The sequence below is a fragment of the Microbacterium sp. LCT-H2 genome (assembly GCF_001866135.1).
Classification (GTDB): Bacteria; Actinomycetota; Actinomycetes; order Actinomycetales; family Microbacteriaceae; genus Microbacterium.
Map to the genome: position 1 here is coordinate 45,884 of NZ_MODW01000002.1, position 19,893 is coordinate 65,776.

Sequence of the window (19,893 nt, forward strand, 5' to 3'; positions counted from 1 at the left end):
CACTCTAGCGTCGGCGACGAGGGCCTCCGCGCACACGGTGGAGCGGCCGGGGTCACCCGGTGTTCTGCAGGCCGGCGGCGACCCCGCTAACGGAGAGGAGGAGCAGGCGCTGCTGTTCGGCGTCGGCTCCCGAGCCCTCCGGCTGCTCCGGTGCCGACCGGAGCGCGCGGAGCGCCCGCAGCTGCAGGAGCGAGAGGGCGTCGACGTACGGGCTGCGCAGCTGCACGGCGCGCTGCAGCACGGGCTTGTTCTCCAGCAGGCCCTCGCCTCCGGTGAGACGGATGACCCAGCGCCGCGTGAGCGCGAGCTCGTCGAGCACCAGGGCAGCGAGGTCGTCGCGGTCGCCGAGGGCGAGGTACTGCCGGGCGATGCGCTCGTCGGTCTTGGAGAGGCTCATCGCGACGTTGTCGACCATCGTGCGCAGCAGCGGCCACTCGCGGTAGGCCTCCGTGAGCAGTTCCTCGTCGCCGACGGCCTCGAGCGCGGTGCCGAGGCCGAACCAGCCGGCGAGGTTGATGCGGGCCTGCGTCCAGGCGAACACCCAGGGGATGGCCCTGAGGTCTTCCAGCGACTCCACCGAGAGGCCGCGGCGGGCGGGACGCGAGCCGAGCGCGAGCAGGCCGATCTCCTCCATCGGGGTCACGGTGGCGAACCACGGGGCGAAGCCCTCGGCCTTGACGAGCGCGAAGAACCGCTCCCGGGAGGCGGCGTCCATGGTCGCGGCGACGTCGGCGTAGCGGGTGGCCGCGCGGCTCGTGCGCTCCTCGACCGTCGGGGAGGAGGCCAGCAGCGTCGCGGCGGCGACCTGGTCGATGTGTCGCATCGCGATCGCGGGCTCGCCGTAGCGGGCGAAGATGACCTCGCCCTGCTCGGTGAGCTTGAACCGACCGTCGACGGAGTGCGGGGGCTGCGCGAGGATCGCGGAGTTGGCGGGGCCGCCGCCACGGCCGAGCGCACCGCCGCGGCCGTGGAAGAGGGTCAGCTCGATGCCGGACTCCTGCGCCCAGCGGGCGATCTTCTCCTGCGCCGTGTACAGCGCGAGGTTCGCGGCGACGGGCCCGACGTCCTTGGAGGAGTCGGAGTAGCCGAGCATGACCTCCAGTCGGTTGCCGGTCGCGGCCATCCGCTCGCGGAACTCCGGGAAGGTCACGGCCTCGGCGAGGATCCCCGGGGCGGCCTGGAGGTCGGCGAAGGTCTCGAACAGGGGCACGACGTCGAGCACCGGGGCGTCGTCGCCGAGCGCATGACGGGCCAGCTCGTACACGTTCGCGAGGTCGGAGGCCGCCTGCGTGAAGGAGACGACGTAGCGACCCGCGGCGCGGAGACCGCGGTCGCGCTGGATGTCCGCGATCGCGCGGAACACCTCCAGCACCTCCTCGGTCTGCGTGCTGATCGGACCGCCGGCCTCGAGCTCGGCCAGGGCCTTCGCGTGCACCTGGGAGTGCTGACGGACCTCGAGCTCCGTGAGGTGGAAGCCGTAGGTCTCGACCTGCCAGATCAGATGCTGCACGCCGCCGAATGCGTGGCGGCGGGCTCCGGCGGCGACGAGGGAGGACTGCACGGCGCGCAGCTCCGCGAGCAGCTCGTCCGGACCCGTGTAGCCCTCGTCGTCTCCTCGGCGCGTGGCCGCCACGCGGCGGGCCATGACGAGGACGACCCGGCGGTGCGGCTCGTCAGGGGAGCGGGCCGCGAGCTCGTCGGCGGCCGTCGGCTCCGTGGCGGCGAAACGCTCCCAGAGCGCGGTGACCTCGGCGCTGGGCGGCGTGTCGTCCGCGGCGAGCGTGAGGGTGCGGCCGATCCGGTCGAGCGCCCGCTCGAGGCCGCGGAGCACGTGGTCGGAGGCGATCTGCGACGCCTCGCGGGTGACCGCGGCGGTGACGAACGGGTTGCCGTCGCGGTCGCCGCCGACCCAGGAGCCGATCCGCACGAACGCCGGGACGACCGGGGCGCTGGCGCCGGACTCCTCGCCGCGGAGGGCGTCGTCGATCCGGCGGTAGACGTGGGGGACGGTGGTGAACAGCGTCTCGTCGAAGACGCCCATGACGGTGCGGACCTCGTCGGTCGGGGAGGGCTTCTGCGCGCGCAGCGGCGCCGTGCGCCACAGGGTGTCGATCTCCTCGAGCATCCGGCGGCGCGCGCGGTGCTCCTCGGAGCCGCCTGCGCTGGCCGCGTCGTGCTGGGTGAGCAGCTCGGAGAGCCGGCGGATGCTCGACGAGACCGCACGGCGGCGGGCCTCGGTCGGGTGGGCCGTGAAGACGGGGTGGAAGCGCAGGCCGTCCAGACGACGACGGGCCTCGTCGTCGCCGACCTCCTCGCGCAGCCGGGCGTACGCCCCTGCGACCGTGTCCGTCGCCTGGGCCCCTGAGCCTGTCGAAGGGGCCTGCCCCGCCCGTTCCCGCAGCACGCGCACGCGCTGGTGCTCCTCGGCGAGGTTCACGAGGTGGAAGTAGCAGGTGAACGCCCGGGCGACCTCGTCGGCGCGGGCGATCGTGAAGGAGTCGGCGATCGCCGCGGCGCGGTCGAACGCGTCGGAGCTGTGGTCCTCGTAGGCCTGGATGGTCGCGAGGCGCAGGCGCTCGACGTCCTCGAAGAGGTCGTCGCCGCCGGCTTCGCGGAGCACCTGGCCGAGGAGCTGGCCCAGCATCCGCACGTCGGAGCGCATGGCATCGGGGATGCCGCGACCGGCTTCGAAACGACCGATCACGCGGATGGCCTCGGTGGGCGTCGGCTCGGAGAAAGCGGGGGAATCGGGGGTCACCCTCCGAGAGTAGCCGGGTGGATCGGGGTGTCCCGCACGCATGACGACCGTGTGACATCCCGGCCTACGATGGACGGGATGCGCATCACAGCGAACCCCCTCCGCGGGCAGCAGTTCCCCGCCGTCCTCCTGCTCGTGGCCGCCGGTCTCGGCCTCCTCTTCGCGAACCTGCCCACGCACGACGCGATCGCCGGACTGCTGGAGACGCATCTCGCGGTCCCGGGGACGGCGCTGGACCTCTCGATCGCGCACTGGGTGTCGGACGGCCTGCTCGCGATCTTCTTCCTCGTCGTGGCGATCGAGCTGCGGCACGAGCTCACCCACGGCGAGCTCGACTCCCCGCGGAAGGCCGTGCAGCCGGCCATCGCGGCGACCGGCGGCGTGCTCGTGCCGATCCTCGTGTACCTGCTGATCGCGGGAGGGGCGGAGACGGCGTCCGGCTGGCCGATCCCGACCGCCACCGACATCGCCTTCGCGCTCGGCGTGCTGGCGATGTTCGGACGAGGACTCCCGTCCCGGGTGCGGGTGTTCCTGCTGGCCCTCGCGATCCTCGACGACATCATCGGCATCATCTTCATCGCGGTGCTCTTCGCGCACGACGTGCAGTGGCTCCTGTTCGGGTTCGCGATCGTCGGGGTGGCAGTGTTCTGGCTGCTGAGCCGCCTGCTGCACGCCACCGGACACACGCTCGTCGCGGTCGCGATGGCCGTCGTCGGCGTCGTCACGTGGGGCCTCGTCGCCTCGTCCGGCATCCACGCGACCATCGCCGGCGTGATGCTCGGCCTCGTCATGGCGCCGATACCCGCCGGACGCACCCGGCATGCGCTGGAGCCGACCGTGAACGGCGCGATCCTGCCGCTCTTCGCCTTCGTGGCAGCCTTCGTCGTCATCCCCGCCGTCTCGCCGACGGCCCTCTCCCCGGCGTTCTGGGCGATCGTGGTGGCCCTGCCGGTGGGGAAGATCGTCGGCATCTCCCTGTTCGGCTGGCTCGCCATGCGCATCCGTCCGAAGGGGGCCGACCCGGCCCTGCCCTTCGCGGACCTCCTCGCCGCCGGCGCCCTGGGCGGCATCGGATTCACCGTCTCGCTCCTGCTCGCCAACCTCGCTTTCGAGGGCGACGCGGTCATCCGCGACCAGGCGATCCTCGGCGTCCTCGTGGGCTCGCTCCTCGCACTGATCCTCTCCGGCATCGTCGTCACCCTGCGCGCCCGGTGGTACCGTCGCGCTGCGCCCATCCCCGCCTGAGCCGGAGTCCGGAGGAAGCATGACCAGCGATCACCAGCGCCCCGAGGACATCGACGATCCGCTGCGCGCGGCCGCGGAGACCATGCGTGCGGTGCGGGAGCGGTGCGTGTGGTCGCAACGCATCACTCACCGTGATCTCGTGCCGTACCTCGTCGAGGAGTCGCACGAGGTGATCGACGCGGTCGAGGACGGCTCGCGCGCCGACCTCCGCGAGGAGCTGGGCGATCTGCTGTGGCAGGTGCTGTTCCATGCCGCCATCGCGGCGCAGGATCCGGACGACCCGTTCGACATCGACGACGTCGCCCGCACGCTCACCGAGAAGATGGTGCGGCGGCATCCGCACGTGTTCGGCGACGAGGTCGCGGAGACGCCGGAGGAGGTGCTCGTGCACTGGAACGCGGCGAAGGCGGCGGAGAAGCGCACCCGCCGCAGCGTGCTCGACGGGATCCCGCGCGCGATGCCCGCCCTCGCGCGTGCGCAGAAGATGTCGGGTCGTGCCGCCGGTGTCGGCGTGGCGCCCGCGCAGCCGTCCGCGATGCGCCCGTCCTCCGAGGAGGAGCTCGGCGATGCCCTCCTCGCCCTCGTGGACACCGCCCGGGCCGAGGGCTGGGACGCGGAGCGCGCCCTCCGGGAACGGCTGACGCGCCTGGAGGACGAGGTCCGCGCCGCCGAGGCCGGTTGACCCGACACGGGCACCGCCGCCGACCTGGGAAGATGGACGGGTGGCTACCGTGAACGCGCCGCGCGGCATGCGCGACTTCCTCCCCGCCGACAAGGCCCGCCGTGAGCGGGTGCTCTCCGTCATCCGCGACCGCTATCGCGCGCACGGATTCGACGAGATCGAGACCCCCGTGGTCGAGGAGTACGACCGGCTGCATGCCGGCATCGGCGGCGACAACGAGAAGCTGTCGTTCAACATCCTGCGCCGTGGCCTGGATGCGGAGGCCGTCCGCGCCGCCGCCGACGATCCCGCGGAGCTCTCCGACCTCGGCCTGCGCTACGACCTGACGGTGCCTCTCGCCCGCTTCTACGCGAGCAACAGGGGACAGCTCCCCGGTGTCTTCCGGTCCATCCAGATCGGTCCCGTCTGGCGGGCCGAGCGTCCGCAGAAGGGGCGCTACCGCCAGTTCGTCCAGTGCGACATCGACATTATCGGCGACGCGTCCGCTCGCGCCGAGGCCGAGCTGCTGGCCGCCTCGCTCGACGCCGTCGACGCCCTGGGGCTGGAGGGCGCGAGCGTGCGGATCAACGACCGCCGCGTGCTGGAATGGATGCTGGGGCACTTCGGGTTCACCGAGGATGAGCGCCCGCAGGTGCTGATCACGATCGACAAGCTCGACAAGATCGGGCCCGAGGGCGTGGCCGCCGAGCTCCGCGAGCGCGGGGCCACGACGACCGCGGTCGACGCGTTCCAGGCCTTCCTCGGTCGCCCGCAGACCCTCGAGTACCACCCGTTCGGCGACCGCCAGATCCGCAAGGCGCTCCCGGACGACGCACCCGACGAGCTCGTCGCCCACCTCGTCGGCATCGGCGAGGCGGTCGCGGCGGGCCGCGGGCAGGACGACACCCCGCTCGTGTTCGACCCGTTCCTCGTGCGCGGCATGGGGTATTACACGGGGACGATCTTCGAGCTCGCGCACCCGTCGGTGACGTATTCGCTCGGTGGCGGAGGACGGTACGACGGCATGATCGGCCGGTTCCTCCAGCAGGACGTGCCGGCGGTGGGCTTCTCCCTCGGGTTCGAGCGCCTGGTCGACCTCGTCTCGACGGACCCGGCCACCGCGGCGCAGGCGATCGTGCTCGTCCACGACGCGGCCGTCCCCGTCGCGGAGCTCGTGGCGCACAAGACGGCCCTCGTCGCGAAGGGGGCGCGTGTCCGCCTCGAACAGCGCACGAAGAACCTCAAGGCGCTGCTGGAGCGCTCCGCCGCGGACGGCTACACCCACTTCGCGAGCGTGCGCCCCGGCGACGACGAGCTCGAGGTCAAGACGCTGGCCTGAGTCGCCCCCGTCGGGACGAGGCGTTCACCGGACGTTCACGGCGGTCGGCTGGAATCGTGCCGTGCGTCGTCTGCCTCTGCTGACCCTGGTCGCGCTCGCCGCCGCGCTCGTCGTGGGCGCCCGCGCAATCCTCGACCGGCAGGCCGCCGTCGCGCGTCGGCGCATCGGGAAGCCGCTGGGGGAGCAGTCGCTCGACGCGGATCGCGTCTGGCGCCCGGGGCTCGAGGGCGAGCCGCTCGACCTCCTGCTCCTGGGCGACTCCCTCGCTGCCGGCCTGGGAGCGGCACGGCGGAAGGAGACCCTCGGGGCGCGGCTCGCGAAGGCGACGGCCCGCCGACTCGGGCGTCCGGTGCGGCTGCGCACCGCCGCGGTCGTGGGCGCGGAGTCGCGGGATCTCGCCGGGCAGCTCTCCCGCCTCCCCGCGGACTATCGCCCGGACGTCGCCGTGGTCGTGGTCGGCGGCAACGACGTCACCCACCGCCTTCCGGCAGCGGAGTCGGCCCGCCACCTGCGCGAGGCCATCGTCCGCCTGCAGGCTCGCGGTGCCCGCGTCGTCGTCGGCACCTGCCCCGACCTCGGCGCCCTGCGCGCGGTGCCGCAGCCCCTGCGCCGCATCGCCTCCGGTCTGTCGCGACGGCTGGCCGAGGTGCAGGCGGAGGCCGCGGACCGCGAAGGAGCGGAGACGGTGGACCTGCGGCGGGCTGTCGGCCCGATGTTCTTCGACGAGCCGGAGGAGATGTTCAGCCTCGACCGCTTCCATCCGAGCGCCCTCGGCTACCGCCGCACCGCGGAGGCGCTGCTGCCGGCCGTCGAGCGGGCCGCCCTGGTCGCGCTCAGCTCTCGGCGTTCTCCGGCGCCGCGCTGAACGAGGCCGCCCACTCCGCGACCCGTCGTGCGCTCTCCTCGTCGGAGAGATCCTCCACGCGGGTCATGATCGACCACCGCACGCCGAACGGGTCGCGGATGCTGGCGTAGCGGTCGCCGGAGACGAACACGGACGGCGCCTCGCGAACGGTCGCCCCCGCCGCGACGGCGCGCGCGACCACGGCGTCCACGTCGGGCACGTACAGGCCCATCGAGTAGCAGTCGTCGTCGCCGGAAGGCGCGGGCACGAGGTGATACTCGGGGCTGGGCTCGCCGAGCTGGAGCCGTCCGAGTCCGAAGTCGAGGTCGGCATGCGCGACGACACCGCCGAACTCCGTGACGTCGACCACGCGGGCGCCGAAGACGTCCCGGTAGAACTCGACGGCACGGGCGGCGTCGGGGATCGCGAGGAAGGGGGTGAGCGAGGTCGCGCTGTGCGGGCGGCCGTCGGTCGTGTGCGCGCCGGTCACGCCGGCCGGAGGTGTCTGTTCGGTCATGCGGCCACGGTAGACGGGGGAGGGCGCCCGGCGCTTGAAGATCCGCGACACGCCCTCGGGGCCGTGGCGTCGGTGGCGCGTCCTACGCTGGGGCCATGGTCGACCGGACGCGCGGAGTGCTCTATCCCGCGCGGCTGCCCTCGTTCCATCGGCTGCCCCCGCCCGCAGAGGCCGCCGCGCTCGTCTCCTGGTTCTGGATCCCGGAGTGGAGCCTTCCGGAGGGCGAGGTGTCGCGGCAGGAGATCGTCTCGTATCCGGCCGTCAACCTCGTCGTCGCCCCGGAGGGCGTGTCGATCTCGGGCGCCACGACCCGCGCGTCGACGAGGGAGCTGCGGGGTGCGGGCTGGGCCGTCGGCGCGCTGCTGCGCCCTGCCGCCGTCCCCGCGCTCACCGACGCCGCAGCGCAGCTCGTCGACGCGGAGCGCTCCTTCGACGCCCCCGATCTGCACGCGGCGGTGACGACGGCGATGCGGCCCGCAGACGGGCGACGGGAGCGCGCCGTCACGGTCTTCGCCGCGTGGCTGTCGCAGCGGGTCGGACCGGTGAGCGCGGCGGGGCGGCAGGCGAACGTGATGCTCGACGTCCTCCTGGGGGAGCGGGCGGCGCTGACGCCGGAGGAGGCGGCGACCCGACTCGCGCTCTCGGTGCGCACGCTGCAGCGGCTCACGCACCGCACCGTCGGGCTCTCGCCGGGTGCCATCATCCGCCGCCGCCGGCTGCAGGAGGCGGCGCAGCGCCTCCGCGAGGAGCCGGCGACGGACCTGACGGCGCTCGCCGCCGCGTTGGGGTACGCCGACCACGCCCATCTCACGCGCGATTTCGCGGCCGTCCTCGGTCTGCCGCCGCGGGACTATCGCACCAGGGTCTCCGGCTGAGGCGATCAGGCGCGCTGCTGCTGCCGTCGTATCCGCAGCGCCCGACCAGCGACCCCGAGCAGCACGACGCCCATGCCGACCAGCGAGGCGAGGGCGGGAAGGGTACTCACGAGCACGAGACAGCCCAGGGCGCCGCCCACCTGCAGTGCCCGGGGGTATCGTCGGGCCGCGCCGCGCTGGCGGAAGGCGGCGGCGTTCGCGATGAGGTAGTACAGCAGCACGCCGAAGGACGAGAACCCGATCACCTCTCGGAGATCCCCGACGAGCACGAGTGCGATCACGATGACCGCGAGGGCGATCTCGGCGCGGCGCGGCACCTGATGGCGCTCGTCGATTCGCGCGAGGAACCGTGGGAGATCGCTCTCTCGCGCCATGGCGAGGGTCGTGCGCCCGATGCCGGTGAGCAGGGCGAGCAGTGCGCCGAGGGACGCGGCGGCCGCGGCGATCCGCACGACGGGGGCGAACGCGGACCAGCCGGCGGCGGTGAGGACGTCGGCCAGGGGTGCGGCCGCTCCGCTGACGGCGCCGCCGAGCACGAGGAGCACGACGACGCCGACGAGCGCGTAGACGACGACGGCACCGCCGAGGGCGAGCACGATGGCGCGCGGGATCGTGCGCGCGGGGTCCACCACCTCCTCGCCCATGGTCGCGATCCGGGCGTAGCCGGCGAAGGCGAAGAACAGCAGTCCGGCGCCCTGGAGCACGCCGTACACGGTCGTGTCGGGGAGGGGCGCGGGGGAGGCGGTCGGCGCGGCGCCGAGGCCGACCGCGACCACGACCGAGAGGCCGAGCAGCGAGCAGGTCACGAGGATCCGGGTCGCCAGCGCCGTCCGTGTCACACCCAGGCAGTTCACGACTGCGAGCGCGGCGACGGCGATCACGGCGACCGGGGTCTGCCACCCCGCGGGAGCGGCGTAGGCGGCGAAGGTCATGGCCATGGCGGCGCAGCTCGCGACCTTGCCGATCACGAAGCTCCAGCCGGCGACGAAGCCCCACCACGGTCCGATCTCCGCTCGCGCATAGGCGTACGTGCCACCGGCGACGGGGTGGACGGCCGCGAGCTGTGCGGAGGCGGTGGCGTTGGCGTAGGCGACCGCGGCGGCGATGACGAGGGCGACGAGCGTCGCGTTCCCGGCGACGTCGACGGCCGGACCCCAGACCGCGAACACGCCGGCGCCGATCATCGATCCGAGGCCGATGGCGACGGCATCCGGCAGCGTCAGGCGGCGGGCGAGGGGCATCCGGTCATCGTCCCACGCCGGGGTGAACGGCCGGTGACGCGTCAGCCGCGGGACGCGGTGACGCGCTTCTTCTCGCGGATGTAGACCTCGCGGCGCACGGTCGCCACGACGTCCCCGTCACGATCGGTGATGACGGTCTCGAACCACTCCAGCACCTTCGCGCCGCCGTGGGCGCGCTGCCGGAGCTCCTCCGCCTTCTCCCGCGTCACCTCGAACTCCGCGGTCAGCACCCCGCGACCCGGCTTGAGGAACTCGATCTCGCCACGGGTGTCCCACACGACGTAGTCCCGCCCGAGCTGGTGCATGACGAGCATGAAGAAGTACGGGTCGGTCATCGCCGACATCGACCCCCCGAACGCCGTCTTGACGTAGTTGCGGGTGAGGAGGTTCACATGCAGCTCCACGGTCGCGTGGGTCCAGTCGTCGCTGAACCGGCGGACGCGGATGCCGCTGCACAGGTTGGGGATCCAGAGGCTCATGCCGAGGGCGAGGCGGCGGGGCGTGATGCGCATGAGGTCAGTGTGGAGGATGCGCCGAGTCCCCGCGAAGACGTCTGGAGGGTTGGTACAGTTGTTCTAGTTCACCTAGAATAACTAGGGAAGGGAGGCGTCATGCTCATCCGCGTCGATGTCGACAGCCCGCACGCGCTCTACGACCAGGTCGCCGCCTCGGTGCGCGCCGACATCCTTTCCGGAGCCCTCGCGCCGGGCGACCGTCTGCCGGCCGCCCGCGACGTGGCCGCCGCGCTCGACATCAATCAGCACACCGTGCTGCACGCCTACCAGCGCCTCCGCGACGAGGGCCTGGTCGACCTCCGACGGGGGAGGGGCGCCCTGGTCGCGGCCTCCGCCGCGCCGCTCGCCGAGCTCGCGCACGAGATCGACGGGCTGATCCGGCGGGCCGCCGCTTTGGGCGTCTCCGCCGAGACCCTCGCCGGGATCGTCCGCACGCACCGCGCAGAAGCCGAACCTCTCACCCCCGCCGCGACTCCCCAGGAGGCCTCCCATGACGACGCCTGACCCCACCCGCACCCCGCCGGCCACCCTGCGCCGCGCACGACGGGCCTTCGTCCTCGTGGCGCTCGTCCTCCCGGTGCTCATCGTCGCGATCTCCGCTCTCGTGCTCACGGCCTGGCTCCCGTCGTTCCCCGTCGACGTCGCGATCCACTGGGGCGTCGACGGGGCGGACGGGTTCGGCCCGGCCGCCACGTACCTCTGGGTGCTCCTCGGCGTCGGTCTCGGCATCCCGACGCTCCTGGCCGTCACGACGCTGATCGCCGTCGGGGCGCACTGGGGCGCGACCGCCCGTCTCCTCGGAGCGACGGCGGCCGGCATGTCGGCGTTCGCGGGCGTGATCTGCCTGGGTTCCCTCGCGATCCAGCGCGACCTCCCGCCCTCCGGTGAGGTCCCGGGCATCGCGGGGGTGATGGCGCTGGCCTTCGCGGCTCTCCTGGGGGTGGGCGCGATGGCGTGGTTCGTGCAGCCGCGCGTGCAGTCGGTGCCCGGTGCCGCTCTCGAGCCGCGCCACGACGTGCGGGTCGGTCAGGGCGAGCGGGTCGTCTGGGTGGGCACGACGACCATGCCCACCGGCGCGCTCGTCTTCCTCCTGCTCGTGCTGCTCGGGCTCGTGGCGCTCGCCGTGACGATGCTCGTCACGGGCACCCCGCTGGCCTGGGTCTCGGGCCTGGTCGCCCTCGTCGTCGGGTTCGCGCTGGCGGCGACCGCCTCGTTCCGGGTGCGCGTCACGCCGGACGGCATCGACGCCCGTGCCGTGATCGGGTGGCCGCGGAAGACCATCCCGGTGGCGGAGATCGAGTCGGCCAGGGCCGTGCGCATCTCGCCCTTCGGGGAGTTCGGCGGCTGGGGGTGGCGTCTCGCTCCGGACGGCCGCAGCGGGATCGTGATGCGGCAGGGTCCGGCGATCGAGGTGCATCGCCGCGACCACGGACCGTTCGTCATCACGATCGACGGGGCGGAGGAAGCAGCAGCGCTCCTGCAGGCCTACGTGGACCGATCCGCGGGGTCGGCGCCCTCCGGAGGAACGGAGAGGACGGCACGATGAGCGCTCTGACGCCGACCCGCGTGCCCTGGCGCGCGGTCCTCATCTTCACCCTCACGGCCTGCGGGCTCGCGGCCCTCGTCTGCCTGCCCCTGTGGCTCGGCGACGGCCTCGCCGAACCCTTCGCGGGAGCGCTCCTCCCGGTGATGATGTTCACGCCCGCAGCCGCGGTGCTCGTCGTCACGCTCACCACGGGCGTACCGGAGAAGGGCAGCCGGGCGCGGTTCCTCGGGCTGTGGCCGCTGCGGCCCGCGAAGCGCGTCGTCGGGCTGCTGATCGCGGCCTGGCTCGTGCCGCCGGTGCTCGTCGCCCTCGGCGTCCTCCTCGCGGCCGCTTTCGGGTGGGTGCGGCTCGACCTCACCTTCTCGGCCTTCGCTGATCAGCTCGCCCAGGCGCTTCCCCCGGGGACGCCGGTACCGCCGGTCGGCGTGGTCGTGTTCGCACAGCTCGCCGCGATCCCGGTCGGGGCGCTGGTGAACAGCGTGCTCGCCTTCGGCGAGGAGCTCGGCTGGCGCGGCTGGCTGCTCCCGGCGCTGCGTCCGCTCGGCACCTGGCCGGCGCTCCTGCTCAGCGGGGCGATCTGGGGACTGTGGCACAGCCCCGTCATCCTCCTCGGCTACAACTTCGGCCGGACGGATGTCACCGGCGTGCTGTTCATGATCGGCGGCTGCGTGGCGTGGGGGCTGCTGTTCGGTTGGCTGCGGCTGCGCTCCGGCTCGCTCTGGCCGGCGGTCGTCGCGCACGGGGCCCTCAACGCCGCCGCGGGCCTGGTCCTGGTCGTCGCCGCCATGCAGCCCGACCTCGCCCTCGCCGGACCGCTCGGCGTCGCCGGCTGGATCGTCGCCGCCGTCGTGGCCCTCGTCCTCACCCTCACCGGGCAGTTCCGCCGGCAGCCGGAGCTCGCCGCGCCGCGCACCCCGCCGGCACCGCCGACGCTTGACGCCCGGCCGGAGCCGGGGGTTGGCTGAGCACATGGAATCCACTCCCGCCGCCTGGGCCCGCGCCGACACCTTCCTCGCCGACATGCTCGTGGGCACGGATCCGGCTCTGGAGCACGCGCTGGAAGCGCAGCGGGCGGCGGGGCTGCCCGAGATCGAGGTCGCCCCGGTCGCGGGGAAGCTGCTGAACCTCCTCGTGCGGATGAGCGGCGCGCGCCGCGTGCTGGAGATCGGCACCCTCGGCGGCTACTCGACGATCTGGATGGCGCGCGCCGTCGGTCCCGACGGGCAGGTGGTGACGATCGAGGCGGAGGCCGACAACGCCGCCGTCGCCCGTGCGAGCATCGACGCCGCCGGGGTGGGGGACCGGGTGGACATCCGCGTCGGCCGAGGAGCCGATGTGCTCCCGACGCTCGTCGGCGGCTTCGACCTCGTCTTCATCGACGCCGACAAGGAGTCCAACACCGTGTACCTGGACTGGGCCGCGAAGCTCGGTCACCCCGGCACCGTGGTCGTGCTCGACAACATCGGCCGCGACGGCGAGATCGTCCGCGACGACTCGACGGACCCGAAGGTGAACGGCACGCGCGCGGGGCTGCGCATGCTGGGGGAGGACCCGCGCTTCGACGCCACGGCGTTGCAGACCGTCGGTGTCAAGGGATGGGACGGCGTCGCGCTCGCCCTCGTCGTCTGACTCCGGCGCCCCGCCCCGCCGGGGATAGACTGGGCGCGGATCGACGACGCTCCACACACCCTTCCATCCTGAGCAAGGAGCACATCAGTGGCACTGATCGAGGCTGTAGGCGCACGCGAGATTCTCGACTCGCGCGGAAACCCGACCGTCGAGGTGGAGGTGCTCCTCGACGACGGCATCGTGCAGCGCGCCGCCGTCCCCTCCGGTGCCTCGACCGGCGCCTTCGAGGCGTACGAGCTGCGCGACGGCGACAAGAGCCGTTACGGCGGCAAGGGCGTGCTCAAGGCCGTCGAGGCCGTCATCGACGAGCTCGGCCCGGCCATCGAGGGCGTGGACGCGAGCGAGCAGCGCATCGTCGACGAGATCCTCATCGAGGTCGACGGCACCGACAACAAGAAGCGCCTCGGCGCCAACGCCATCCTCGGCGTGAGCCTCGCGGTCGCCAAGGCCGCCGCCGACTCCGCCGATCTCCCGCTGTTCCGCTACCTCGGCGGCCCGAACGCGCACGTGCTGCCGGTGCCGCTGTTCAACGTCATCAACGGCGGAGAGCACGCCGACAACGGCATCGACATGCAGGAGTTCTTCCTCGCGCCGATCGGCGCGGAGAGCTACTCCGAGTCGCTGCGCTGGGGCGTGGAGACCTACCACGTGCTGCGCGCTGAGCTGAAGGCCGCGGGCTACGCGACCGGCCTCGGCGACGAGGGTGGCTTCGCCCCCGACCTGCCCAGCAACCGCGAGGGCCTCGACTTCCTGGTGAAGGCGATCGAGAAGGCCGGATTCACGCCGGGCACCGACATCGCCCTCGGCCTCGACGTCGCCGCCACCGAGTTCTTCAACGACGGCGTCTACCGCCTCGACAACAAGGACTGGGACGCCGAGGCGCTCACCGAGTACTACGTCGGGCTCGTCAACGACTTCCCGATCGTCACGATCGAGGACGCGCTCGCCGAGGACGACTGGGACAACTGGAAGCACCTCACCGAGGCTCTGGGCTCGAAGGTGCAGCTGGTCGGCGACGACCTGTTCGTCACCAACCCGCAGCGGCTGGCGGACGGCATCACGCGCGGCGTCGCCAACTCGCTGCTCGTGAAGGTCAACCAGATCGGCACGCTCACCGAGACGTTCGACGCCGTCAGCCTCGCGCAGCGCTCGGGCTACACGGCGATGCTCTCGCACCGTTCGGGTGAGACCGAGGACACGACGATCGCCGACCTCGTGGTCGCCACGAACGCCGGCCAGATCAAGGCGGGTGCCCCGGCGCGCAGCGAGCGCGTCGCGAAGTACAACCAGCTGCTGCGCATCGAGGAGGAGCTGGGCGAGGCGGCGGTCTTCGCCGGCCGTTCCGCCTTCCCGCGCTACCAGGGCTGAGCGCCCGCGACAGCAACGACGCCGCATCCGCGGCATGACCGCGCCGCCCGGCGGCGACAGAGACGAAGGAGGAGCCGTGGCACGACGACCGGCTCCTCCTTCGTCGTCTCCCGGGTCCGCCGCGCCGCGCCGCGCCGCGTCGACATCGCGGCAGCCGCGGGGTGACGCGACGGCCGCCCCTCGCGTGGACGTGCGCGAGTGGGCATCGGGCATCCGGCTCTCCGCCTTCTCGGTGATCATGCTCTCCCTCGTCGTGCTGGGAGCCTGGGTGCTCGTGCCCACGCTCGGCACCTTCATCGACCAGCGGCAGAAGATCGCGGCGCTGGAGCAGTCCGTGCAGGTGAGCGAGGACGAGATCGCGGCGCTGACCGCGGAGCGCGAACGGTGGGAAGACCCTGCGTACATCACCACGCAGGCCCGTGAGCGCCTCTACTACGTGAAGCCGGGCGAGGTCGTGTATCTGATCGACAACGACCTCGATCCGTCCACCCTCCCGCGCGAGCAGGAGCCGGTGAGCGACACCCTCGAGGAGAAGCCCGCCGACTGGATGCCGCAGCTGCTGCGCACCCTCGTGTCCGCAGGCTTGAGCGACACGGCCGCCGCCCCCGGCTGAACGCTCGTTCCGAGCATCCTCCCGGACGGCTCCCCTACGCTGGTGGGGTGACCACCCCGCCGTTCCCCGCGCCCACGTCCGCCGAGCTCGCCGTCGTCTCGACCCAGCTCGGACGACCCGCTCGCGGCGTCGTCGGCATCGCCGCGCGCTGCCGCTGTGGCAACCCCACGGTGGTGGCCACCACGCCGCGGCTGCCGGACGGGACGCCGTTCCCCACGTTCTACTACCTCACGCATCCGGCGGCGACCGCGGCGATGTCGACGCTCGAGGCCACCCAGGTCATGCCCGAGCTCGCGGCGCTGCTCGCCGAGGACGAGACGGTGGCCGCAGCCTATCGGTCCGCCCATGAGGCCTACCTCGCGGACCGGGCGCAGTTCGGCGAGGTGCCCGAGATCGACGGGATCTCCGCTGGGGGCATGCCGACGCGAGTGAAGTGCCTGCACGCCCTCGCCGGGCACGCCCTGGCGGCGGGTGCCGGCGTGAACCCGATCGGCGACGCCGCTCTCGCTCGCAGCTCCTGGTCACCCGAGGTCTGCCGTTGCGAGGAGCCCGGCGCCGCCCTCCGCGACGATCCGGCACGCTCGGCATGACGCGGCGACGGATGCTGCGCAGCGCCGTCGCCCTCGTGGCGGTGGCGGCATCCGTCCTGCTCCTCGGGTCGACCCCGTCCCCGACCCCGACGCCGCCGGTCGCCGACGATCCCGCGGACCCGGTCCGTGCGGCGGAGTACTGGCTGGATGGCGCAGGGATCAGGGATGCATGGCAGACGACGCGCGGAGAAGGCGTCACCATCGCCGTCATCGACACCGGTATCGGCAAGGTCCCGGAGGTCTTCGGGGACGCGGTGGTCGGCGGGACCGACGTCTCCGGTGCCGGCACCCCGGACGGTCGCACGCCGCTGGGCGCGGTGGACGGCAACCACGGATCCTGGGTGGCTTCCCTCGCGGCGGGGCGCGGCAAGGCTGACGGCACGGGCATGGTCGGCGTCGCGCCGGAGGCCGATCTGCTGTCGGTCTCGGTGGGCTTCGGCGCCGCGGCAGCCGTGCCGTTCACCGAGCAGGTCGCCAAGGGCATCCGGTGGGCGGTCGATCACGGTGCCGACATCATCAATCTGTCGTTCACGACGAACACCCTCGACTGGGACGAGAGCTGGGACGACGCGTTCCTGTACGCCTTCGAGCACGATGTCGTCGTGGTCGTCGCCGCCGGCAACCGGGGGAGCGGCACGAACATCATCGGAGCGCCCGCCACGATTCCCGGCGTGCTCACGGTCGGCGGTGTCGACCAGACCGGCACGGCCAGCATCGAGGCATCGACGCAGGGCATCACCATCGGGATCTCGGCGCCGAGTGAGGGGCTGCTCGGGGTGTCGGCGGACGGCGAGGTCGTCTCGTGGAGCGGAACCAGTGGTGCGGCTCCGATCGTGGCCGGTGTCGCGGCGCTGATCCGCTCGGCGCATCCCGACATCTCGGCGAACGACGTCATCAACCGCATCATCAAGACGGCCATGCCGGTGGCCGACGCACAGAAGCCGCGAGATCCGCTCTACGGCTTCGGGCTCGTGGACGCGGACGCGGCGATCTCGGCGAACATCCCCTCCGTGAGCGAGAACCCGATGGGAGATCTGGCGGAATGGGTGCGGCTGTTCCGCCGTGCGGACAGTGTGCCCACGCCGGAACCGTCTCTTGGCCCGGTGGACATCCCACCGCTGCCGGACGCGGACGCCCCGACCGAGGCCGGTTCACCGCTGCTTCCCAGCGCCGATTCCCTGCGCTACGGTACCCTGCCGCTCATCGCCCTCACCGTCCCTGGTATCCTGGTAGCGCTTGGCGTCACCGCAGCTGCCCGGCGCATCCGATCGGCGCGCGTTCCCGTACGCCACAATCCCGACTCCGAGGAGTAGTTCTTCTGTGCCTCAGAACAGCACTGTGCCCAAGATCCTGATCGTCGGCGGAGGGTACGCAGGTTTCTACACCGCGTGGAAGCTCGAGAAGCATCTGCGCAAGGGCGAGGCCGACGTGACCATGGTCGACCCGCTGCCGTACATGACGTACCAGCCGTTCCTCCCCGAGGTCGCCGCGGGCTCCATCGAGGCCCGTCACTCGGTGGTCGCGCACCGTCGTCATCTCAAGCGCACCCACGTTCTCACCGCCAAGGTGACCAACATCAACCACGCGCAGAAGGTCGCCACCATCACGCCGCCCGTCGGTGAGCCGTACGAGTTCGCGTACGACCAGATCGTCGTCACCGCGGGCGCCGTCTCGCGCACCTTCCCGATCCCCGGCATCGCCGACAACGCCATCGGGCTCAAGACCATCGAAGAGGCCGTCGCGATCCGTGACAAGGTCATGTCGAACTTCGACAAGGCCGCGTCCCTCCCCGCCGGTCCCGAGCGCGACCGTCTGCTCACCGTCGTCGTCGTCGGCGGCGGCTTCGCCGGCATCGAGGTCTTCGCGGAGCTCCGCTCCCTCGCGTCCTCGCTGGTGAGCAAGTACCCGCAGCTGAGCTTCGAGGACACGCACTTCCACCTCATCGAGGCGATGGGCCGCATCATGCCCGAGGTCTCGCTGAAGACGAGCGAGTGGGTGCTGAAGGACCTCGCCAAGCGCGGAGCCAACGTCCACCTCGACACGCAGGTCACGGGTGCCATCGACGGCAACGTCGAGCTCTCCACCGGCGAGGTCATCCCGACGGACGTCATCGTGTGGACCGCCGGTGTCATGGCCAACCCGACCGTCGTGCGCGGCGGTGATCTGCCGGTGGAGGAGCGTGGTCGCATCCAGACCCGCGCCGACCTCCGCGTCGGCACGCCCGAGGCGTTCGTCGAGGGTGCCTGGGCAGCGGGTGACGTCTCGGCCGTTCCCGACCTCTCCGGTGGCGGCGTCGGCGGATTCTGCGTCCCGAACGCACAGCACGCCGTTCGTCAGGCGAAGCTCCTGGCCAAGAACGTCGTCGCCGTGCTCCGCGGCGAGGAGCCCAAGGAGTACTTCCACAAGAACCTCGGCGCGGTCGCAGGTCTCGGCCTGTACAACGGCGTCTTCCAGTCCGGCAAGATCGCGCTGAAGGGCTTCATCGCCTGGCTCGCCCACCGTGGCTACCACGGTCTCGCCATGCCGACGTGGGAGCGCAAGTGGCGCGTGCTCTGGGGCTGGTGGAACAACCTGTGGCTGGGCCGCGACCTCGTGAACCTGCAGACGGTGCAGAACCCGCGGTACGTCTTCGAGGAGTTCGCCGCTCGCCCGCGTCCCGCGGCACCTGCGGACGCGGCTCCCGCGTCGGCCGCTCCGGCCGCGAAGGCGCCGGCTGCCGAGAAGCCGGCTGCTGCGCCGGCGGCGGAGACGCCGGCGGAGATCAAGAAGCCCGCGGCCAAGAAGCCGGCGGCCAGGAAGCCCGCTGCCAAGAAGGCTCCGGCCGCGTCGGCGGATGACTCGGTGGAGACCGCCGCGGTGAAGTGACCGCACGGTTCTGAGAGGAGGGCCCCGAGCGCACGAGCGCCGGGGCCTTCTTCGTTCCCGCGCGCAGCGCGAGTTGGCGACGTAACATCTCACATTGTACGCTCGCAGAGTGCTCGGGAGGGGCGTCTACCACGCGACCCCGGACGACGCTGGGAGGAGGTCCGGTGAGCGCGCAGGGGGGAGAGCCGCCGACGGTCAGTGTGTCGATCCGGGCGACTCCGGGCCAGGAAGGTCGCGCAGAGCAGCTCGCGGAGCGACTCGACGGCGCTTTCGTCCGCATCTGCCGAACGGGTGTGGGGACGGATGCCGGAGCCTTCACCGAGGCGTGGCAGCCATGGACCCGGCGGGCGACCCACCACATGGTCCTGGACGCCGCAGTGCGCCCGCACCCGAGCCTCGTCGCGCAGGTGCACGACGCCGTGGGAGGGCGGCCCCGGGCCGCCCTGCGGTTCTTCACTCCCGGAGACGGCTATGCCTCGCACGCCCTCCGGGTGGCGGCGTTCGCCGGCCATCCGTGGCTCGTGCCGCCTGGAGCCGATCCGACGTCGATCGCCGTGGTGCTGCCGACTCCCGAGGCGGCTGAGTTCGCCCGTTCCGTCCCGGCGGGCGACGACGCTCCTGAGGGCGTGCTGCTCCAGCGGTTCGCGGAGGAGCGGGGACTCGCCCTGCTCGCGAGCACTGCCGATCTCGTGCAACGCGACGAGCCGGGGGCGCACGCTCCGGCCACCGCCTTCCTGCCCGCCGAGGTCGCTCCCGCGGAGTGGTGGCGACGGGACACGCTCCAGGCACCGCCGCTGATCCCTGTGGTGCATCTGCGAGACGGGCAGCCGCTGTCGTACGAGGCTGTGCCGGGTACGTCGGACGGCTGGCGTCTTCGCGCGCGCCGAGATGTGCCGACACCGCACGCCCGCCGGTTCGCGCGGGTGATGCACGACCGGCTTCTGGGTACCGAGGTCGCTCGCGGTCACCTCCGGGCGGCGGCTGTACTCCTCGGCGTGGCGGGAGTGCTGCGCGACCAGCTCCTCCTCGCAGCGGCGTGGGGGCGGCCGTCCGATGCGTTCGGCGTGGCCGTGGCCCGGGAAGCGGCGGCGACGCTCGCACTCGGGACCTTGGCGGAGGCCGTTCCGGCAGCACGTCGTCCGGACGGTGCGGCGGAGCTCCGCGAGACGTTCGAGGCGCTGTACGAGGAGATGACCGCCATCCTCCGCGGGTCGCCCCGGCCGGAGCATGGAGCCGATCCATAGGCCGCCTCACTAGCGTGTCGAGGGCAAGGGGAGTACTCCCGTC

19 protein-coding genes are annotated in these 19,893 nt (G+C 72.4%); 15 read left to right on the forward strand and 4 right to left on the reverse strand.

Translation table 11 applies throughout. The annotated features are described in order from the left end of the window. Positions 1-52 precede the first annotated feature (52 nt). A complete protein-coding gene (locus BK819_RS04665; protein WP_371259833.1) occupies positions 53-2,662 on the reverse strand; it encodes a phosphoenolpyruvate carboxylase in 2,610 nt (869 codons plus the stop codon). Positions 2,663-2,836: 174 nt separating this feature from the next. Between BK819_RS04665 and BK819_RS04670 the strand changes: the two genes are divergently transcribed. The 4 genes from BK819_RS04670 (at position 2,837) to BK819_RS04685 (ending at position 6,868) form a co-directional block, all read left to right on the forward strand. Beyond that, positions 2,837-4,003, forward strand: a complete 1,167-nt coding sequence (locus BK819_RS04670; RefSeq protein ID WP_071328133.1) for a Na+/H+ antiporter NhaA — start codon at positions 2,837-2,839, stop codon at positions 4,001-4,003. Positions 4,004-4,022: 19 nt separating this feature from the next. Further along, entirely contained in the window at positions 4,023-4,685 is a 663-nt protein-coding gene (locus tag BK819_RS04675) for a MazG family protein (protein WP_071328134.1), read from the forward strand. Positions 4,686-4,752: 67 nt separating this feature from the next. Next, positions 4,753-6,003 carry a histidine--tRNA ligase gene (gene hisS / locus BK819_RS04680; RefSeq protein ID WP_071328708.1) on the forward strand — a complete coding sequence of 417 codons (1,251 nt, stop codon included), beginning with the start codon at positions 4,753-4,755 and terminating at the stop codon, positions 6,001-6,003. A 70-nt stretch (positions 6,004-6,073) separates the two neighbouring features. Continuing rightward, entirely contained in the window at positions 6,074-6,868 is a 795-nt protein-coding gene (locus tag BK819_RS04685; RefSeq protein ID WP_371259834.1) for an SGNH/GDSL hydrolase family protein, read from the forward strand. On the opposite strand, the gene BK819_RS04690 is transcribed toward BK819_RS04685, so the two are convergent. Continuing rightward, complete coding sequence (locus BK819_RS04690) at positions 6,837-7,364, reverse strand: glyoxalase/bleomycin resistance/extradiol dioxygenase family protein (RefSeq protein WP_071328710.1); 528 nt, start codon at positions 7,362-7,364, stop codon at positions 6,837-6,839. The genes BK819_RS04685 and BK819_RS04690 overlap by 32 nt on opposite strands. A gap of 95 nt (positions 7,365-7,459) precedes the next feature. Here BK819_RS04690 and BK819_RS04695 point away from each other — a divergent pair, with 95 nt between their 5' ends. Next, positions 7,460-8,239 (forward strand): helix-turn-helix domain-containing protein, encoded by a 780-nt coding sequence (locus BK819_RS04695; protein WP_071328135.1) that lies wholly within the window; start codon positions 7,460-7,462, stop codon positions 8,237-8,239. A gap of 5 nt (positions 8,240-8,244) precedes the next feature. Here BK819_RS04695 and BK819_RS04700 read toward each other — a convergent pair whose 3' ends face one another. After that, positions 8,245-9,480, reverse strand: coding sequence for an APC family permease (locus tag BK819_RS04700; protein ID WP_071328136.1), 1,236 nt, complete (start codon positions 9,478-9,480; stop codon positions 8,245-8,247). Between the two features lie 41 nt (positions 9,481-9,521). Next, positions 9,522-9,992 (reverse strand): PaaI family thioesterase, encoded by a 471-nt coding sequence (locus BK819_RS04705; RefSeq protein ID WP_071328137.1) that lies wholly within the window; start codon positions 9,990-9,992, stop codon positions 9,522-9,524. Positions 9,993-10,091: 99 nt separating this feature from the next. Here BK819_RS04705 and BK819_RS04710 point away from each other — a divergent pair, with 99 nt between their 5' ends. The 10 genes from BK819_RS04710 to BK819_RS04755 all read left to right on the forward strand — a co-directional run bounded on the left by BK819_RS04710 (position 10,092) and on the right by BK819_RS04755 (position 19,850). Next, positions 10,092-10,499: a GntR family transcriptional regulator gene (locus BK819_RS04710; protein WP_071328138.1), complete on the forward strand. Its 408-nt coding sequence runs from the start codon at positions 10,092-10,094 to the stop codon at positions 10,497-10,499. Beyond that, positions 10,486-11,541 carry a hypothetical protein gene (locus BK819_RS04715; protein WP_071328139.1) on the forward strand — a complete coding sequence of 352 codons (1,056 nt, stop codon included), beginning with the start codon at positions 10,486-10,488 and terminating at the stop codon, positions 11,539-11,541. The genes BK819_RS04710 and BK819_RS04715 overlap by 14 nt, the downstream gene beginning before the upstream one ends. Continuing rightward, a complete protein-coding gene (locus BK819_RS04720; RefSeq protein ID WP_071328140.1) occupies positions 11,538-12,506 on the forward strand; it encodes a CPBP family intramembrane glutamic endopeptidase in 969 nt (322 codons plus the stop codon). The genes BK819_RS04715 and BK819_RS04720 overlap by 4 nt, the downstream gene beginning before the upstream one ends. Positions 12,507-12,510: 4 nt before the next feature. Next, positions 12,511-13,170, forward strand: a complete 660-nt coding sequence (locus BK819_RS04725; RefSeq protein ID WP_071328141.1) for an O-methyltransferase — start codon at positions 12,511-12,513, stop codon at positions 13,168-13,170. A gap of 87 nt (positions 13,171-13,257) precedes the next feature. Then, positions 13,258-14,538, forward strand: coding sequence for a phosphopyruvate hydratase (gene eno, locus BK819_RS04730; RefSeq protein ID WP_071328142.1), 1,281 nt, complete (start codon positions 13,258-13,260; stop codon positions 14,536-14,538). A gap of 76 nt (positions 14,539-14,614) precedes the next feature. Then, positions 14,615-15,151, forward strand: a complete 537-nt coding sequence (locus BK819_RS04735) for a septum formation initiator family protein (protein WP_256209387.1) — start codon at positions 14,615-14,617, stop codon at positions 15,149-15,151. Positions 15,152-15,198: 47 nt separating this feature from the next. Next, positions 15,199-15,741 carry a DUF501 domain-containing protein gene (locus BK819_RS04740; RefSeq protein ID WP_071328143.1) on the forward strand — a complete coding sequence of 181 codons (543 nt, stop codon included), beginning with the start codon at positions 15,199-15,201 and terminating at the stop codon, positions 15,739-15,741. After that, a complete protein-coding gene (locus tag BK819_RS04745; RefSeq protein ID WP_071328144.1) occupies positions 15,738-17,054 on the forward strand; it encodes a S8 family serine peptidase in 1,317 nt (438 codons plus the stop codon). The genes BK819_RS04740 and BK819_RS04745 overlap by 4 nt, the downstream gene beginning before the upstream one ends. A 25-nt stretch (positions 17,055-17,079) precedes the next feature. Then, positions 17,080-18,606 carry an NAD(P)/FAD-dependent oxidoreductase gene (locus BK819_RS04750; RefSeq protein WP_071328145.1) on the forward strand — a complete coding sequence of 509 codons (1,527 nt, stop codon included), beginning with the start codon at positions 17,080-17,082 and terminating at the stop codon, positions 18,604-18,606. A 164-nt stretch (positions 18,607-18,770) separates the two neighbouring features. Further along, positions 18,771-19,850, forward strand: coding sequence for a hypothetical protein (locus BK819_RS04755; protein WP_071328146.1), 1,080 nt, complete (start codon positions 18,771-18,773; stop codon positions 19,848-19,850). The last annotated feature ends 43 nt before the right edge of the window (positions 19,851-19,893 follow it).

Coding starts and splice junctions, on each gene's coding strand:
- BK819_RS04665 (WP_371259833.1), bottom strand. CDS start 2,662: ATGCGCTCCGACGTGCGGATGCTGGGCCAGCTCCTCGGCCAGGTGCTC.
- BK819_RS04670 (WP_071328133.1), top strand. CDS start 2,837: ATGCGCATCACAGCGAACCCCCTCCGCGGGCAGCAGTTCCCCGCCGTC.
- BK819_RS04675 (WP_071328134.1), top strand. CDS start 4,023: ATGACCAGCGATCACCAGCGCCCCGAGGACATCGACGATCCGCTGCGC.
- hisS (WP_071328708.1), top strand. CDS start 4,753: ATGCGCGACTTCCTCCCCGCCGACAAGGCCCGCCGTGAGCGGGTGCTC.
- BK819_RS04690 (WP_071328710.1), bottom strand. CDS start 7,364: ATGACCGAACAGACACCTCCGGCCGGCGTGACCGGCGCGCACACGACC.
- BK819_RS04695 (WP_071328135.1), top strand. CDS start 7,460: ATGGTCGACCGGACGCGCGGAGTGCTCTATCCCGCGCGGCTGCCCTCG.
- BK819_RS04700 (WP_071328136.1), bottom strand. CDS start 9,480: ATGCCCCTCGCCCGCCGCCTGACGCTGCCGGATGCCGTCGCCATCGGC.
- BK819_RS04705 (WP_071328137.1), bottom strand. CDS start 9,992: ATGCGCATCACGCCCCGCCGCCTCGCCCTCGGCATGAGCCTCTGGATC.
- BK819_RS04710 (WP_071328138.1), top strand. CDS start 10,092: ATGCTCATCCGCGTCGATGTCGACAGCCCGCACGCGCTCTACGACCAG.
- BK819_RS04715 (WP_071328139.1), top strand. CDS start 10,486: ATGACGACGCCTGACCCCACCCGCACCCCGCCGGCCACCCTGCGCCGC.
- BK819_RS04720 (WP_071328140.1), top strand. CDS start 11,538: ATGAGCGCTCTGACGCCGACCCGCGTGCCCTGGCGCGCGGTCCTCATC.
- BK819_RS04725 (WP_071328141.1), top strand. CDS start 12,511: ATGGAATCCACTCCCGCCGCCTGGGCCCGCGCCGACACCTTCCTCGCC.
- BK819_RS04745 (WP_071328144.1), top strand. CDS start 15,738: ATGACGCGGCGACGGATGCTGCGCAGCGCCGTCGCCCTCGTGGCGGTG.